The sequence below is a fragment of the Mycobacterium sp. 852002-51163_SCH5372311 genome, from assembly GCF_001667115.1.
Lineage (GTDB): Bacteria > Actinomycetota > Actinomycetes > Mycobacteriales > Mycobacteriaceae > Mycobacterium.
The window spans coordinates 77,812-95,832 of sequence record NZ_LZIJ01000144.1 but is presented as its reverse complement, the minus strand read 5'-3'; the positions used below and the strand labels follow the sequence as shown (position 1 = coordinate 95,832).

10 protein-coding genes and 1 tRNA gene are annotated in these 18,021 nt (G+C 65.9%); 10 read left to right on the top strand and 1 reads right to left on the bottom strand.

What is annotated here, in order from left to right:
- Positions 1-83: 83 nt before the first annotated feature.
- A tRNA-Arg gene (locus tag A5791_RS17025) sits at positions 84-160 on the bottom strand.
- Between the two features lie 174 nt (positions 161-334).
- Here A5791_RS17025 and A5791_RS17020 point away from each other — a divergent pair.
- The 10 genes from A5791_RS17020 to A5791_RS16975 all read left to right on the top strand — a co-directional run bounded on the left by A5791_RS17020 (position 335) and on the right by A5791_RS16975 (position 18,008).
- Entirely contained in the window at positions 335-1,588 is a 1,254-nt protein-coding gene (locus A5791_RS17020) for an alpha/beta hydrolase (RefSeq protein WP_156661412.1), read from the top strand.
- A gap of 129 nt (positions 1,589-1,717) precedes the next feature.
- On the top strand, positions 1,718-3,190 hold the full coding sequence (locus A5791_RS17015; protein ID WP_067239263.1) for a wax ester/triacylglycerol synthase family O-acyltransferase: 1,473 nt from the start codon (positions 1,718-1,720) through the stop codon (positions 3,188-3,190).
- The gene (locus A5791_RS17010; protein ID WP_067239261.1) at positions 3,187-5,028 is read left to right on the top strand and encodes an HAD-IB family hydrolase/lysophospholipid acyltransferase family protein; all 1,842 of its coding nucleotides are present in this window, start codon (positions 3,187-3,189) and stop codon (positions 5,026-5,028) included. The genes A5791_RS17015 and A5791_RS17010 overlap by 4 nt, the downstream gene beginning before the upstream one ends.
- Positions 5,025-7,397, top strand: coding sequence for a glycerol-3-phosphate 1-O-acyltransferase (locus A5791_RS17005; protein WP_067239258.1), 2,373 nt, complete (start codon positions 5,025-5,027; stop codon positions 7,395-7,397). The genes A5791_RS17010 and A5791_RS17005 overlap by 4 nt, the downstream gene beginning before the upstream one ends.
- Before the next feature lie 28 nt (positions 7,398-7,425).
- A complete protein-coding gene (locus A5791_RS17000; protein ID WP_067239256.1) occupies positions 7,426-9,444 on the top strand; it encodes a cytochrome c oxidase assembly protein in 2,019 nt (672 codons plus the stop codon).
- Between the two features lie 161 nt (positions 9,445-9,605).
- The gene (locus tag A5791_RS16995) at positions 9,606-10,118 is read left to right on the top strand and encodes a single-stranded DNA-binding protein (protein WP_067239254.1); all 513 of its coding nucleotides are present in this window, start codon (positions 9,606-9,608) and stop codon (positions 10,116-10,118) included.
- A gap of 241 nt (positions 10,119-10,359) precedes the next feature.
- Entirely contained in the window at positions 10,360-12,036 is a 1,677-nt protein-coding gene (ettA, locus tag A5791_RS16990; protein ID WP_067239251.1) for an energy-dependent translational throttle protein EttA, read from the top strand.
- Positions 12,037-12,094: 58 nt separating this feature from the next.
- Entirely contained in the window at positions 12,095-16,945 is a 4,851-nt protein-coding gene (locus A5791_RS16985) for an NAD-glutamate dehydrogenase (RefSeq protein WP_067239248.1), read from the top strand.
- Positions 16,942-17,358 carry a thioesterase family protein gene (locus A5791_RS16980; RefSeq protein ID WP_067239246.1) on the top strand — a complete coding sequence of 139 codons (417 nt, stop codon included), beginning with the start codon at positions 16,942-16,944 and terminating at the stop codon, positions 17,356-17,358. Before A5791_RS16985 ends, A5791_RS16980 begins: the two co-directional genes overlap by 4 nt.
- The gene (locus A5791_RS16975; protein ID WP_067239294.1) at positions 17,355-18,008 is read left to right on the top strand and encodes a hypothetical protein; all 654 of its coding nucleotides are present in this window, start codon (positions 17,355-17,357) and stop codon (positions 18,006-18,008) included. The genes A5791_RS16980 and A5791_RS16975 overlap by 4 nt, the downstream gene beginning before the upstream one ends.
- Positions 18,009-18,021 lie beyond the last annotated feature (13 nt).

Sequence of the window (18,021 nt, the reverse complement as noted above, 5' to 3'; positions counted from 1 at the left end):
CAGCTGTCAAGCATCAGCCGAAACACTGTCAGGCATCACCCGAAGCTGAAATGTCAAGCATCAGCCGAGGTCATACATGATCTTGGTGCCCCCGGCACGACTCGAACGTGCGACCTAGGGATTAGAAGGCCCTTGCTCTATCCACCTGAGCTACGGAGGCAATGCGCAGGTCAGTCTATCCAATGGCGTCCGGCGATCCATTTTCTGCACCGCGACGCGCGCGAAAAGTCTTGCCCTCCCGCAACTATCGGTTATGGTGTGAGCCGCGACACACGTGCTACACCGGCTGGCAATCAGTCGTTAACGCAACGATGCGTGAGGGGTGGCGTTGACCATGGTCATGAACGTGACTTCGCGGTGCTCACGGGCTGGTGCCGAAGCGCTGCGACATGGAACTCAGCTGGCGGCCGACGCCAGAGATACCTTCCGGGCCGGCGCTTTGCTGCTGCGCGGCTCGCCGTTCGCCGTCGGCTGGGTCGCCGGCTGGCTGTCCACCGAGTTTCCCCCGCACGTCGTCACCGGGCATGCCTTGTCGCGGGTATCGGGCAGGTCGATCGGCCGGGTCGGGGCGACGTGGGCCGCGCAGAAGGCGGATGAGGCCCTCACCGCGGCGCTCGAGGAATCGTTTGGCCCGGACTTTCGCGAGCTGGTGTGTCACCCGGCCAGCGATCCGTCCGCGCGGGCGCGTCGGGCGGGCTTGTTGCCGATGCCGGGACCGCACCGCCGCTACGCCGCCCACACCTCGGATATCTCCTATGGCCCTGGCGGCCGCGACAATTTGCTGGACATCTGGCGACGTTCCGACCTCAGGCCCGGCGACCACGCCCCGGTGCTGCTACAGGTCCCGGGCGGCGCGTGGTCACTCAACGGCAAACGTCCGCAGGCCTACACCTTGATGAGCCGAATGGTGGAACTGGGCTGGATCTGCGTGTCGATCAACTACAGCAAAAGCCCACGCTGCACGTTTCCGGCGCACATCATCGACGTGAAACGGGCGATCGCCTGGGTCCGGGAGAACATCGGGGACTACGGCGGCGACCCGGATTTCATCGCAGTCACCGGCGGCTCGGCAGGCGGGCACCTGGCTTCACTGGCCGCGCTGACCGCCAACGACCCCACGTTTCAGCCCGGGTTCGAAAGGGCCGACACCACGGTGCAGGCCGTCGCTCCGTACTACGGCGTCTACGACTTCACCGACTTCGAGAACATGCACGAGATGATGCTGCCGTTCCTCGAGCAGTTCGTAATGAAGTCGCGGTACGCAACGGACCCGGAGCGATTCCGGGCGGCTTCGCCAATTTCGTATGTCCACCGTGATGCGCCGCCGTTCTTCGTGCTGCATGGCGACAAGGACGAGGTGGTTCCCGCCGGCCAGGCCACAGCATTCTGCGCCGCATTACGGGGCGCCGGCGCTGCCACGGTGTCCTACGCCGAACTGGCAAATGCGCACCACGCTTTCGACATCACGCCGACGCTCCGATCTCGGCTGGCCGCCAATGCCGTCGCGGACTTCCTGGGCGTCGTCTACGGCCGGCGCACCAGCGCGATGCTGGATTCGTTGCCCTTGGCCTCAACCCCGGCCAGCTGAGTCGGTCCTCATCTGCTTTCACCGGCGCGTCAACCGGACTAGCGTTGTGTTGGCAATCGGTACGGCGGGGCTGAAAGCAGGAGGCTTGAGCGGCGGTGACGGGAATGGCACGTCGGCGGGGTCGTGAAAATGGCTGAGTCCGTCGAGACCTTGAGGTTGTCTGACGAGCTGGGACCGGTCGATTATCTCCTACATCGCGGCGAAGCCAATCCGCGGACCCGCTCCGGAATCATGGCGCTGGAGCTCCTGGACACCACACCGGATTGGGACCGGTTGCGGGCCAGATTCGAAAACGCATCCCGAAAGGTGTTGCGGCTGCGGCAGAAGGTCGTGGTGCCGACCCTGCCGACGGCAGCGCCGCGCTGGGTGGTGGATCCGGACTTCAACCTGGATTTCCATCTGCGCCGCGTTCGCGTGTCCGGGTCCGGCACGCTGCGCGAGGTATTCGATCTCGCCGAGGTCATGCTGCAGTCTCCGCTGGACATATCGCGGCCGCTCTGGACGGCCACCCTGGTCGAGGGCCTGGCCGACGGCAGGGCCGCGATGCTGCTGCACATCAGCCATGCGGTCACCGACGGGGTAGGCGGCGTGGAGATGTTCGCGGAAATCTACGATCTGGAGCGCGATCCGCCGCCGAGACCCACACCGCCGCAACCGATTCCACAAGACCTCACGCCCAACGACTTGATGCGGGAGGGTTTCAACCAACTGCCCATGGCCGTCGTCGGCGGCGTCTTGGGCGCCGTGTCCGGAGCGGTATCGGCGGCCGGACGGGCGATTTTGGACCCCGTGTCCACCGTTTCGGGGATCGTCGGTTACGCGGCTTCGGGTGTGCGGGTGATGAACCGGGCCGCCGAGCCGTCGCCGTTGTTACGCCGGCGCAGCCTGGCAAGTCGCACCGAAGCGATCGACATCCCGCTGTCGGATTTGCATAAGGCCGCGAAAGCCGCGGGAGGGTCCATCAACGACGCCTATCTCGCCGGGCTTTGCGGCGCGCTGCGGCGCTACCACGAGGCCCTCGGTGTGCCGATCAGCACGCTGCCCATGGCGGTGCCGGTGAACCTGCGGGCCGAAGGGGATGCGGCCGGCGGCAATCAGTTCACCGGCGTCAACCTGGCGGCGCCGGTGGGCACGGTCGATCCGGTGGCCCGGATGAAGAAGATCCGCGCGCAGATGACCCAGCGCCGCGACGAGCCCGCGATGAACATCATCGGGTCCATGGCACCGGTGCTCAGTGTCCTCCCGACGGCGATACTCGAAGGAATCACCGGCTCGGTCGTCGGCTCGGATGTGCAGGCCAGCAACGTCCCGGTCTACCCCGGCGACACCTTCTTAGCCGGGGCAAAGATCTTGCGACAGTACGGTGTTGGGCCGTTGCCCGGTGTGGCGATGATGGTGGTGCTGATCTCGCGGGGCGGGTGGTGCACCATCACCGCCCGCTACGACCGGGCGTCCGTGCGCGACGAAAAGTTGTTCGCCAGGTGCCTGCTCGACGGATTCGACGAGATCTTGGCGCTGACCGGTGAAGGCGCACCGCGCGCGGTGCCGGCTTCGTTCTCCGCCGACCCGAACGCTTCGGCTCGATCGGTGTCGGGCTCATGACCGCCTCGAAAGAGCAAGAACGCCAGTCGGGCAAGCCGTCAAAGGACCTGCGGTTGCCCGGGTCGGTCGCCGAAATCATGGCCAGCCCACCCGGACCGAAGGTCGGCGCGTTTTTCGACCTGGACGGTACGCTGGTCGCCGGCTTCACGGCCGTCATCCTCACGCAGGAGCGCCTGCGCCGCCGCGACATGGGTGTGGGCGAACTGCTCAGCATGGTTCAGGCCGGCCTGAACCACACGCTGGGGCGCATCGAGTTCGAAGACCTCATCGGCAAGGCGGCCATGGCACTGGCCGGGCGACTGATAGACGACTTGGACGAGATCGGTGAGCGGCTGTTCGCCCAGCGGATCGAGTCGCGGATCTACCCGGAAATGCGTGAGTTGGTCCGGGCCCACGTCGCTCGCGGCCACACGGTGGTGCTCAGCTCGTCGGCGCTGACCATTCAGGTCAACCCGGTAGCCCGCTTCCTAGGGATCAACAACTTGCTCACCAACAAGTTCGAAACCAACGAGGAAGGGATGCTCACCGGCGGCATTCTGAAACCCATCCTGTGGGGGCCGGGCAAAGCCGCTGCGGTGCAACGGTTTGCGGCTGAGCATGACATCGACCTCAAGGACAGCTACTTCTACGCCGACGGCGACGAGGACGTCGCGCTGATGTACCTGGTCGGCAATCCGCGGCCGACCAACCCGGAAGGCAAGATGGCCGCCGTCGCCAAGCGGCGCGGCTGGCCGATCCTGAGGTTCAACAGCCGTGGCGGCGTGGGAATCCAGCGGCAAATTCGGACACTCGCCGGATTCGGTTCGATGTTCCCGGTGGCGGCCGGCGCAGTCGGGTGGGGCGTACTCACCGGCAGCCGGCGCCGCGGGGTCAACTTCTTCACCTCGTACTTCTCGCAGTTGCTGCTTGCCACCGCCGGAGTGAATCTGAACGTCATCGGTAAGGAGAATCTGACCGCCCAGCGGCCGGCGGTCTTTATCTTCAACCACCGCAACCAGGTTGACCCGGTCATTGCCGGTGCACTGGTGAAAGACAACTGGGTGGCCGTGGGCAAGAAGGAACTGGCCAGCGACCCGATCATGGGCACGCTCGGCAAGTTGTTGGACGGCGTATTCATCGACCGCGACGACCCGGTCGCCGCGGTGGAGACGCTGCACACCGTCGAAGAGCGCGCCAGGAATGGTTTGTCGATCGTGATCGCCCCGGAGGGTACCCGACTCGACACGACCGAAGTCGGACCCTTCAAGAAGGGCGCGTTTCGCATGGCAATGGCGGTGGGAATTCCCATCGTGCCCATAGTGATTCGCAATGCCGAACTCATCGCTTCCCGGAATTCCACCATCATGAACCCGGGTACCGTGGACGTCGCCGTGTTTCCGCCGATCCCGGTCGACGACTGGACTCTGGACACCTTGCCGGAGCGCATCGCCGAGGTGCGGCAGTTGTATCTGGATACGCTCGCCGACTGGCCGGTCGACGAGTTGCCCGAGTTCGACATCTACGCCCGCGCCAGAAAGGCGGCGCCGAAGCGGGCCCGGAAGACCACGACCGGCAAGGCGGCCGCAACGAAGACGCAGCCGAAAAAAGCTGCAGCCAAAAAACCTGCAGCCAAAAAAGCCGCACCCAAGAAGGCCCCGACTAAGACCGCGGCGAAGAAGACTGCGACCAAGACCGCGGCGAAGAAGACTGCGGCTAAAAAGACCACGGCCAAAAAGAGTGCGGCCAAAAAGACGGCGGCCAAGAAGACCACCGCGACAAAGCCCGTCAACGCCAAGCAGTCCAGCACCGACCAAGCCGTAAGCGCCGAATCATCGACCCGGCCCGAAGGACGGACGTGACCAAACCGGCCGCAGACGCCGGCGCCATCCTCACCGCGCAAGACACCCTCGTGCTGGCGTCCATGAATACGTCGGCCGAACTGCAACTCGTCATGGAGTGGCTGGGACGGCAGCGGGCCCGCAATCCGGAAGCCAAGTTCGAGGTGTTGAAGCTGCCGCCCCGCACGGCGGCACCGTCGGCGCTGACAGCGCTTGTCGAGCAACTTGATTCGGACGTCGGGGGAGACCGCTCGGTAGTACCGGTGCAGGTCACTTGGTTGCCTCCCGCAGATCGAAGCAAGTTGGACAAGGTGGCCGGGCTGCTTCCCGGACGGGATCCCTACCACCCCAATCAACGCCAGCAACAACGGATCCTGCGCAACGACCCGCGCCGCGCGCTGGTGCTGACCGGCGAGTCGGCCAAGGTGTCCGAACTGCGCCAGCAGTGGCGTGACACCACCGTCGGGGATGATCCCCGCGATTTCGCGCAGTTCGTCACCCGTCGCGCGATCCTGGCGCTCGCGCGAGCGGAATACCGGGTCCTGGGGCCGCAGTACAAGTCGCCGCGGCTGGTGAAGCCAGAGATGTTGGCATCCGCGCGGTTTCGCGCCGGTCTGAAAAAGATCCCCGGAGCCACCGTCGAGGAAGCCGGCAAAATGCTCGACGAACTCGCGACCGGATGGAGCCAGGCGTCGGTCGACGTGATATCCGTCCTGGGCAGGCTGCTCAGCCGCGGATTCGATCCCGACTTCGACTACGACGAATACCAAGTCGCGGCGATGCGCACCGCACTCGAGGCGCATCCGGCCGTGCTGCTGTTTTCGCACCGGTCCTACATCGACGGCGCGGTGATACCGGTGGCCATGCAGGACAACCGGTTACCCCCGGTGCACATGTTCGGCGGCATCAACCTGTCCTTCGGGGTCATGGGTCCCCTCATGCGGCGCTCGGGGGTTATCTTCATCCGGCGCAACATCGGCGACAATCCGCTGTACAAGTACGTGCTCAAGGAGTACGTAGGCTACGTCGTGGAGAAGCGGTTCAACCTGAGTTGGTCCATCGAGGGCACCCGGTCGCGGACCGGCAAGATGTTGCCGCCCAAGCTCGGCCTGATGAGCTATGTCGCCGACGCCTACCTGGACGGGCGCAGCGACGACATTCTGCTGCAAGGCGTTTCGATCTGCTTCGACCAGTTGCACGAAGTCGCCGAATACGCCGCCTACGCGCGCGGCGCCGAGAAGACGGCCGAGGGTTTCAGCTGGCTCTACAACTTCATCAAGGCACAGGGCGAACGTAACTACGGCAAGATCTACGTCCGCTTCCCCGAAGCGGTCTCGATGCGACAGTACCTCGGGCCCCCGCACGGACCAATCGTTCATGATCAGGACGCCAAACGGCTTGCGATGCAGAAGATGTCGTTCGAGGTCGCGTGGCGGATCCTGCAGGCGACGCCGATCACGGCGACGGGTCTGGTGTCGGCATTGCTGCTCACCACTCATGGCCTAGCGCTGACGCTCGATCAGCTGCACCACACCTTGCAGGATTCGCTCGACTACCTGGAACGCAGGCAGACGCCGATGTCCACGAGTGCATTGCGGTTGCGCTCGCGCGACGGTGTGCGCGCGGCGGTGGACGCGCTGTCCAACGGACACCCGGTCACCCGCGTCGACAGTGGGCGAGAACCGGTCTGGTACATCGCTCCCGAACATGAACACGCCGCAGCGTTCTACCGAAACTCGGTGATTCATGCGTTTCTGGAGACCTCGATCGTCGAACTGGCGCTCGCGCACGCAAGGTACGCATCGGGCGACCGCATGGAAGCTTTCTGGGCCCAGGCGATGCGCTTGCGCGATCTGTTGAAGTTCGATTTCTACTTCGCCGATTCGACGGCGTTCAAGGCCAATATCGCCGAAGAGATGGCGTGGCACGACAAGTGGGAGAGCCACGTCGCTGCCGGCGGCGAAGAGATCGACGCGATGCTGTATGCGAAGCGCCCGTTGATGTCGGACGCCATGCTACGGGTGTTTTTCGAGGCCTACGAAATTGTCGCCGATGTCTTACGCGATACACCGCCGGATGTGAGCCAGAAGGAACTCACCGAGTTGGCGCTGGGGGTCGGTCGTCAATATGTGGCGCAGGGCCGGGTGCGCAGCAGCGAACCGGTTTCGACGCTGCTTTTCGCCACCGCACGCCAGGTCGTCGCCGACCAGGACCTGATCGCACCCGCGTCCGACCTGACCGAGCGCCGGACCGCCTTCCGTGCGGAATTGCGCAACATCCTTCGAGATTTCGACTACGTCGCAAAGATCGCCCGTAATCAATTCCGCGCCCGCGAGTCTCAGGCCCGTCAGGGGCGGTCGCCGGACAAGGCGGAGAGTCAAGCTCAGTAGCCCGCGCACGCGCCCATACCCTGGGTGGATGACGGTTGCTCGCCCAGTTGGCAAGCCCGCCGCGCTGATCTGGCCACTGTTGGCCGGCGTCGCGGTCCTTGCGGGTGGCGCGGCGGCCGGAATCGGGGCGTTGTCCCTGACGAATGCGCTGGCAGCCACCGGTCTGCCCAATCCCGGCCCGGCTACCACGCTGGGTCTGCCGTTCGTCCGTGCCTTCGGCGAGATCGCTGCCGTACTGGCCGTCGGGGCGTTCTTGTCCGCGGCGTTCCTGGTGCCGCCCCAACGCAGCGGGGTGCTTGACGCGGGCGGATATCGCGCGTTGCGGCTGGGGACGCTGGCGTCGGGAATCTGGGCGGTGTGTGCCGCCCTGCTGGTTCCGTTGACCGTCTCTGACGTCTCCGGTCATCCGGTGACCGAGCACCTCAACCCGGTGACGTTGTGGTCGGTGGCCGGAATGATCAACACCGCGTCGGCTTGGCGCTGGACCGCGGTGCTGGCCGCCATCGTCACGCTGGCCAGCCTGCCGGTGCTGCGCTGGTCGTGGACGCCGCTGCTGCTCGCCGGATCACTCGTGACGGTGGTTCCGCTCGGCCTGACCGGTCACTCCTCGGCCGGCGGTTCGCACGACCTGGCCACCAACAGCTTGCTGATCCACCTCGTCGCCGCCAGCCTGTGGGCCGGTGGCCTGTTGGCCTTGTTGGCGGCTGCGCTGCGCCGTGAGAGTAGCGGTGACCACATTGGCCTGGCGGCACGCCGCTTCTCCGCGATTGCGTTGTGGTGCTGGGTCGCCATGGCGCTCAGCGGTGTCGTCAATGCCCTCGTGCGGGTCCTGCCGTCGGACCTGCTGACCACGGGCTACGGACGGCTGGTGGTCGCCAAGTTCGTCGCGCTGTGCACGCTGGGGATCCTCGGCTGGCGTCAGCGGCGCACGGCAGTCGCTGCGCTGCAAGCGAATTCGAGCGCATCCAGGGCATTGCTGATTCGGCTGGGGCTGATCGAGGCAGCGGTTTTCGGGCTTACTTTCGGGATTGCCGTCGGGCTGGGCCGCACGCCGCCGCCACCACCGCCTATCCGGATTCCGTCGATCCCCGAAGCCGAGATCGGCTACGACTTCGACGGACCGCCGACCCTGCTGCGTGTGCTGTTCGACTGGCGATTCGACCTCATCTTCGGCACGGCGGCAATCTTGTTGGCAGCGCTGTATGTGGCCGCGGTGCTGCGGCTGCGCCGCCGCGGCGACAGTTGGCCACCGGGGCGGACATTGGCCTGGTTGTTGGGCTGTGCGGCGTTGCTGTTCGTGACGTCGTCGGGCGTGGGTCGATACATGCCGGCGATGTTCAGCATGCACATGGTGGCCCACATGGGGTTGTCCATGCTGGTGCCGATTCTCTTGGTGCTCGGCGGCCCGGTCAGCCTGGCGTTGCGGGCGCTGCCGGCCGCCGGCCGAGACGACCCACCCGGCCCGCGGGAATGGCTGTTGGCCGCACTGCACAGCCGGTTATCGCGGCTGCTCACCAACCCGGTGGTGGCTACCGTGCTGTTCGTCGCCGGGTTCTACGGGCTGTACTTCGGGAGCATCTTCGACGACGCGGTGGGCAGCCACGCCGGCCATCTGGCGATGAACCTGCACTTTCTGCTCAGCGGCTACCTGTTCTACTGGATCGTGATCGGGGTGGACCCCACACCGCGGCCGATCCCGCCGCTGGCCAAGGTGGCGGTGGTCTTCGCCTCGCTGCCGTTACACGCCTTCTTCGGCGTCGAACTCATGAGCACGCGCAGGGTGCTCGGCGCCGGTTACTACCGGTCACTAGGTCTGAGCTGGCATACCGATCTGTTGGGCGATCAACGGCTGGGCGGTGGAATCGCTTGGGCGGCAGGGGAACTGCCCCTGGTGATCGTGATGGTCGCGCTGCTGGTGCAGTGGGCGCGCAGTGATCGGCGGACCGCGCGGCGGTTGGACCGGGCGGCGGACCGCGACGATGACGCCGATCTGGCTGCCTACAACGCGATGCTGGCAGAACTCGCGCGTCGCGACGCGCGGCGCTAAGGCTCGGGCCGGCCCGGCCGCTACTCCGACTTATCCCAAGTCACGACTTTCTCAACAACCCCGCCTCGGGATCCCGGGCGTCGCTGCGGCCTGTCGGTGCATCCGGGCTGAATGAGCACCAGACACAAGCACAACCAGCGAATGGAAAGGACTCTGAATCAATGTTCGAAACACCGCTTACCGTCGTGGGTCACATCGTCAACAAGCCCGATCGCCGACAGGTCGGTAACCAGGAGGTCATCAAGTTCCGGGTGGCCAGCAATTCGCGCCGCCGGACCGCCGACGGCAGCTGGGAGCCGGGCAATTCGCTCTTCATCAACGTCAACTGCTGGGGAAAGTTGGTCACCGGGGTGGGCGCCGCGTTGGCCAAGGGTGCGCCGGTGATCGTGACCGGCCACGTGTACACCAGCGAATACGAAGACCGTGACGGCAACCGCCGTTCGTCGCTGGAGATGCGGGCCATCGCGGTCGGGCCGGATCTCTCGCGTGCGCTCGTGCGCATCGAGAGGCCCGGTTACACCGGTCCGAATGTCGACGAAGACGCCGACCGGGCCGGCGGGGGCGCCGTCCACGAGGCACCGGTCGCAGGTGTTGACGTGGCCCAGCCCGGGGACGACATGGTCCCAGCCGGCGCGACCGCTACCGGCCACACCGCACTGCCGATGTCGGCCTAGCGGCGATCGCAAGCGCGGCGAAGCCGGGCGCCGCGGGTCGCCGCCTTCGGTCTAGCGGCGATCGCAAGCGCGGCGAAGCCGGGCGCCGCGGGTCGCCGCCTTCGGCCTAGCACCGCCGTTCCCCGCGAGCGGACACCACCATCCGCTCGCGGGGCGTCGGGCGACCGCCTTAACGCTGTTCGGCGGTGCATAGGATGGTCCGCGAGATAAATCTAAAAGACCGGAAAGGCAAAACTGCGGCATGGCTGAGTTCATCTACACGATGAAAAAGGTCCGCAAGGCGCACGGCGACAAAGTCATCCTCGACGACGTCACGCTGAGCTTCTATCCGGGCGCCAAGATCGGCGTCGTCGGCCCCAACGGCGCCGGTAAATCGAGCGTATTGCGGATCATGGCCGGGCTGGACAAGCCGAACAACGGCGAAGCCTTCCTGGCCACCGACGCCAGTGTCGGCATCCTCCTGCAGGAGCCGCCGCTGAACGAGGAAAAGACGGTTCGGGGCAACGTGGAGGAAGGGCTCGGCGACATCAAAGTCAAGCTCGACCGCTTCAACGAGGTCGCCGAATTGATGGCCACCGACTATTCCGACGAGTTGATGGAAGAGATGGGCCATCTGCAAGAAGAGCTCGACCACGCCGACGCCTGGGACCTCGACTCACAGCTCGAACAGGCCATGGACGCGCTGCGCTGTCCACCGCCGGACGAGCCGGTGACGCATCTGTCCGGCGGTGAGCGCCGCCGGGTCGCGTTGTGCAAGCTGCTGCTGGCCAAGCCGGACCTGCTGCTGCTCGACGAGCCGACCAACCACCTGGACGCCGAAAGCGTGCAGTGGCTCGAACAGCACCTGGCGGCTTACGCGGGCGCGGTTTTGGCCGTCACCCACGACCGATACTTCCTGGACAACGTCGCCCAATGGATCCTGGAGCTCGACCGCGGCCGGGCCTATCCCTACGAGGGCAACTACTCCACCTATCTGGAGAAGAAGGCCGAGCGGCTGGCGGTGCAGGGCCGCAAAGACGCCAAACTGCAAAAGCGGTTGCAAGAAGAGCTGGCCTGGGTCCGGTCCGGTGCCAAGGCCCGCCAGGCCAAGGGCAAGGCGCGGCTGCAGCGCTACGAGGAAATGGCCGCCGAGGCCGAGAAGACCCGCAAGCTGGACTTCGAGGAGATACAGATCCCTACTGGCCCGCGGCTGGGCAACGTGGTGGTCGAGGTCCAGCACCTCGACAAGGGGTTCGAGGGGCGCACGCTGATCAAGGACCTGTCGTTCACGCTGCCCCGCAACGGCATCGTCGGCGTCATCGGTCCCAACGGCGTCGGCAAGACCACGTTGTTCAAGACCATCGTCGGGCTCGAGCAGCCCGACAGCGGAACCGTCAAGGTGGGCGAGACCGTCAAGCTGAGCTACGTCGACCAATCCCGGGCCGGTATCGACCCGAAGAAGACGGTGTGGGAAGTCGTCTCCGACGGGCTGGACCACATCCAGGTCGGCCAGAACGAGATTCCGTCCCGGGCCTACGTCTCCGCGTTCGGCTTTAAGGGTCCCGACCAGCAGAAGCCGGCCGGGGTTTTGTCCGGTGGCGAACGCAACCGGCTCAACCTGGCGCTCACTCTCAAGGAGGGCGGCAACTTGATCCTGCTCGACGAGCCAACCAACGACCTGGACGTCGAGACGCTGGGCTCGTTGGAGAATGCGCTGGAGAAGTTTCCCGGCTGCGCGGTGGTGATTTCGCACGACCGCTGGTTCCTCGACCGGACGTGTACGCACATCCTGGCCTGGGAAGGTGACGACGACAACGAGGCCAAGTGGTTCTGGTTCGAGGGCAACTTCGGCGCATACGAGGAGAACAAGGTGGAACGGCTCGGCGCCGAAGCCGCTCGCCCGCACAGAGTGACCCACCGCAAGCTGACTCGGGACTAATGTCGGCTCTGCCACTGTCGCAGAGCGTGGTATTCGTCGCGAGTTGGGAGCAATCGGCATGACGATCGATCCCCGAGCCAGACATGAGGTCGCGGCGTGGACCTCGTTCACGCAGAGCAGCGATATTCCGGACTGGATCTCGAAGGCCTATATCGAGAGCTACCGGGGTCCGCACGACGACGCGGCGCAGCCCTCAGAGGTCGCGGCACCCGACCCCACCTCACTGGTGACGCCGGCAATGCTGAGCGCCCACTATCGGCTCGGCGCGTGCCGGCCGGCCGGTCAAAGCTGTGTCGGCGTTCACCCGGCTGACGATCCCGCGGGCTTCGGGCCCGCGCTGCAGGTGGTCACTGAACACGGCGGCATGCTGATGGATTCCGTCACGGTCCTGCTGCACCGGCTTGGGGTCGCCTACACGGCGATCATGACGCCGGTGTTCGAAGTACATCGCAGCCCGACCGGCGAATTGCTGAGCATCGAACCGAAAGCCGAAGGCAGCTCACCGTACGTGGGCGAGGCCTGGATAGACGTCCAGCTTTCGCCGTCGGTCGACAGTAAGACCCTGGCCGAGGTCGAACGCCTGCTGCCCAAGGTGTTGGCCGACGTGCAGCGCGTCGCGGCAGACGCGGCGAGAATGATTGCCATCCTCCGCGAGTTGGCGGCCAGCGTCGACAGCAACGCCGACGGCCACTACTCAGCGCCGGACCGCCAAGACGTCGCGGCACTGTTGCGCTGGTTCGGCGAGGGAAACTTCCTGCTGCTGGGCTACCAGCCGTGCCGGGTGCAGGACGGATTGGTCATCGGCGACGGGACCAGCGGCCTCGGCGTCCTGCGGGCCCGCTCCGGCACCCGGCCCCGGCTGACCGACAACACCAAGTTGCTGGTGCTGGCCCAGGCCGCGGTCGGCAGCTATCTGCGCTACGGGGCCTACCCGTACGCCATCGCGATTCGCGAGAACCTGGCTGACGGTGGCGTTTTGGAGCACCGCTTCGTCGGTCTGTTCACTGTTGCGGCCATGAACGCCGACGTGCTGGAGATACCGATGATCTCCGGACGGGTGCGTAAGGCGCTGACCATGGCCGACAGCGATCCCGCTCATCCGGGCCAACTGCTGCTCGACGTCATCCAGACCATGCCACGGCCGGAGCTCTTCTCGCTGAGTGCCGAACGGCTCTTCGCGATGGCAAAAGCAGTGGTAGATCTGGGATCACAGCGGCGTGCGTTGTTGTTCCTGCGCGCCGACCGGTTGCAGTTCTTCGTGTCCTGCCTGGTCTATGTGCCCCGCGACCGTTACACCACGGCGGTTCGGTTGCAGATCGAAGACATCCTGGTCCGCGAGTTCGGTGGAACACGGCTGGAATTCACCGCTCGGGTCAGCGAATCACCTTGGGCGCTGATGCATTTCATGGTGCGGCTGCCCGAGGGAGACGCAGCTGCGGCCCCGGTCGACGTCTCCGAAGCCAACCGGCTGCGGATCCAGGCGCTGCTCAGCGAAGCCGCGCGCACCTGGGCCGACCGGCTGGTCGAGGCCGCGGCAGAGTCCCCCAAGGGTGCCGTTTCACGATCCGACGCCGAGCATTACGCAACGGCCTTCTCCGAGGCCTACAAGCAGGTCGTCACCCCGGCCGACGCCATCACCGACATCGCCATCGTCAACGAACTCGCCGACGATTCGGTCAAGCTGGTGTTCGCGGAGGGCGACGAGCACGGGGTGGCGCGGCTGACCTGGTTCCTGGGCGGGCGCAGCGCGTCGCTGAGCGAGCTGCTTCCCATGCTGCAGAGCATGGGTGTCGTCGTGCTCGAAGAGCGGCCGTTCACGGTGACACGGCCCGACGGACTGCCGGTGTGGATCTACCAGTTCCGGATCTCGCCGCATCCGACCATCCCCGCGGCCACGACGGACTCCGAACGTGCCGCAACCGCAGAGCGATTCGCCGACGCGGTCACCGCGATCTGGCAGGGCCGCGTCGAGGTCGACCGGTTCAACGAGCTGGTAATGCGGGCCGGCCTGACCTGGCAGCAGGTCGTGTTGCTGCGCGCCTACGCGAAATACCTACGGCAGGCCGGTTTTCCGTACAGCCAGTCCTACATCGAGTCGGTGCTCAACGAGCACGCCTCCACCGCGCGGTCCTTGGTCAACTTGTTCGAGGCCCTGTTCGATCCCAGGCCGTCGGGTGCCCCGTCCGGTCGCGATGCGCAAGCTGCCGCCGCCGAGGTCGCCGCGGATATCGACGCGCTGGTCAGCCTGGACACCGACCGCATTCTGCGCGCGTTCGCGTCTTTGGTTCAGGCCACCCTGCGCACGAATTACTTTGTCACGCGCAAAGGTTCGGCCCGCAGCCGCGACGTGCTGGCGCTCAAACTCAACGCCCAGCTGGTCGACGAGCTGCCGCTGCCACGGCCCAAGTTCGAGATCTTCGTGTACTCGCTGCGCGTCGAAGGCGTGCACCTGCGGTTCGGCCCGGTGGCGCGCGGCGGCCTGCGCTGGTCGGACCGCCGCGACGATTTCCGCACCGAGATCCTCGGCCTGGTGAAGGCGCAAGCGGTCAAGAACGCGGTGATAGTGCCGGTCGGGGCCAAGGGCGGGTTCGTGGTGAAGAAGCCGCCGCTGCCCACCGGCGACCCCGCCGCCGACCGCGAATCCACCCGTGCCGAGGGCGTGGCCTGCTATCAACTGTTCATCTCCGGACTGCTCGACGTGACCGACAACGTCGACCACGCGACCGGAAACGTCAACCCCCCTCCCGACGTGGTGCGGCGCGACGGCGACGACGCTTACCTGGTGGTGGCCGCCGACAAAGGCACCGCCACGTTCTCCGACATCGCCAACGACGTCGCGAAGTCCTACGGGTTCTGGCTGGGCGATGCGTTCGCGTCGGGCGGATCGGTGGGCTACGACCACAAAGCCATGGGTATCACCGCCCGCGGCGCCTGGGAGGCGGTCAAACGTCATTTCCGCGAGATGGGCGTCGACACCCAGACCGAGGACTTCACCGTCGTCGGCATCGGCGACATGAGCGGGGATGTGTTCGGCAACGGCATGCTGCTGAGCAAGCACATCAGGCTGATCGCCGCGTTCGACCACCGGCACATCTTCCTCGACCCGGACCCGGACGCCGCCTCTTCATGGGATGAACGCAAGCGGATGTTCGAACTGCCCCGGTCGAGCTGGGACGACTACGACAAGTCGCTGATCAGCGAGGGCGGCGGAGTTTACAGCCGCGAGCAGAAGGCCATTCCGGTCAGCCGGCAGGTCCGCGCGGCGCTGGGCATCGAAGGGGATGTGACCGAGCTGGCGCCGCCCACCCTGATCCGCGCGATTTTGCAGGCGCCGGTGGATCTGCTGTTCAACGGCGGGATCGGCACCTACATCAAGGCGGAGACCGAATCCGACGCTGACGTCGGCGACCGCGCCAACGATCCGGTACGGGTCAACGCAAACCAATTGCGCGCCAAGGTAATCGGTGAAGGTGGCAATCTCGGGGTCACCGCCCTGGGTCGCGTCGAGTTCGATCTGTCCGGTGGACGGATCAACACCGACGCGATGGACAACTCCGCGGGCGTGGATTGTTCCGACCACGAGGTCAACATCAAGATCCTGATCGATTCGCTGGTCACCGCGGGCAAGGTCAAGATCGAGGAACGCACCGCACTGCTGGAATCGATGACCGACGAGGTCGCGCAACTGGTGCTCGCCGACAACGTCGACCAGAACGACCTGATGGGCACCAGCCGTGCCAACGCGCCCAGCCTGCTGCCCGTACACGCCGATCAGATCAAGCACCTGGCGGCAGAACGCGGCCTGAACCGTGAACTGGAGGCGCTGCCGTCGGAGAAGGAGATCCAGCGGCGATCCGAGGCCGCCATGGGCCTCACCTCGCCTGAGCTCGCAACCTTGATGGCGCATGTCAAGCTGGCGCTCAAAGAGGACGTGCTGGCTACCGAGCTGCCGGACCAGGACGTCTTCGCGTCCAGGCTGCCGGAATACTTCCCGAAGCCGCTGCGGGAGCGCTTCACCCCGGAGATCCGCTCGCACCAGCTGCGTCGCGAGATCGTCACCACCATGCTGATCAACGACCTGGTGGACACCGCAGGCATCACCTACGCGTTCCGCATCACCGAGGACGTCGGCGTCACGTCGATCGACGCGGTGCGCACTTGGGCCGCCACCGACGCCATCTTTGGCATCGGTCACATCTGGCGACGCATCCTGGCGGCGAATCTGCCTGTCGCGCTGTCGGACCGGCTGACCCTGGATACCCGTCGGCTGATCGACCGGGCCGGGCGCTGGCTGCTCAACTACCGGCCGCAGCCGCTGGCCGTCGGCGCCGAGATCAACCGCTTCGCCGCGAAGGTCAAGGCGCTGACGCCGCAGATGTCGCAGTGGTTGCGCGGTGACGACAAAGCCATCGTCGAGAAGGAAGCCAGGGAATTCACCGAGCAGGGTGTACCCGACGACTTGGCTTACCGGGTCGCCGCCGGCCTGTACCGCTACAGCCTGCTCGACATCATCGACATCGCGGACATCACCGAGATCGAGCCCACCGAAGTCGCGGACACCTACTTCGCCCTGATGGACCGGCTGGGCACCGACGGACTGCTGACCGCCGTTTCCCAGCTGCCCCGGCACGACCGCTGGCATTCGCTGGCGCGCTTGGCGATTCGTGACGACATCTATGCCTCGCTGCGGTCGCTGTGTTTCGACGTGCTGGCCGTCGGGGAGCCGGACGAGAGCGGCGAAGAAAAGATCGCCGAATGGGAACACACCAGTGCATCGCGGGTGGAGCGGGCCCGCCGCACGCTCAACGAGATCTACGAAAGCGGCGCGAAGGATCTGGCGACGCTGTCGGTGGCGGCCCGACAGATCCGCCGGATGACACGCACAAGCGGACGAGGATCGTCTGGATGAGCGTCGGGTTCGTCGCACCGGTACCGGTGCGCTGGTCGGACATCGACATGTACCAGCACATCAACCACGCGACCATGGTCACGATTCTCGAAGAGGCGCGTGTCCCGTTCCTCAGGGAGCCGTTCGGCGCGGACATCACCACCATCGGGCTGCTCATCGCCGACGTCCGGGTCACCTACAAAGACCAGCTGCGCCTTTCCGATTCGCCACTGCAAGTGACGATGTGGACCAAGCGGCTGCGTGCGGTCGACTTCACGCTGGGTTACGAGGTGCGTTCGGTCAACGCCGATCCGGCGTCCAAGCCGGCCGTCCTCGCCGAGTCGCAGCTTGCCGCGGTGCACATCAAGGAACAGCGCCTGGTGCGCTTGTCGCCACACCATCGGGAGTACCTGCAACGGTGGATCAGGGAATAGCGGAGGCAGCCGAGCGCGGACTCTGGCTGCGCGACGCGGCCCATCGCGCCGATCTGGCCACGTTCGTCGACCATGCGATCCGGCTGGACGACGCCGCGGTCATCCGGATCCGCGCACGATCCGCCGGACTGCTCACCGCCTGGGTCGCAACGGGTTTCGACGTGCTGGCCAGCCGGGTGGTGGCCGGCAAGATACGGCCCGGCGACATGTCGGTCGGTGCGGACGCGCTGGCGCGCGGGCTTTCGGCCATGGATGCCTCCGGCTACGTCGACCCGGGGTTCCCGATGGACTCGGCATGGCGTGGCGCACTGCCACCGGAATCCGGTTTCACCCACCTCGACGACATACCGGCGCGGGTGATGCTGGACCTGGCGGCCAGCGGCGCGCAACTTGCCAAGGAGCACAGCAGTTCTCATGGGCCGCCCGTCTCGCTGCTGGATCAGGAGGTGATTCGGGTCAGCTCCTCCGACGTCAGTGTCGGGCTGCCGATGCGATGTGTGTTCGCTTTGACCGCAATGGGTTTCCTGCCGCAGTCACCCGACCAAGAGGAGATCATCCGGGTCCGGATCCTGCCGACCTGGTTGCGAGTCGACGCCCGGTTCGGCTCGGTGTACCGCCGCCGCGGCCAGCCGGCGCTGACGCTGCGCTGACGGCGCCGCACTC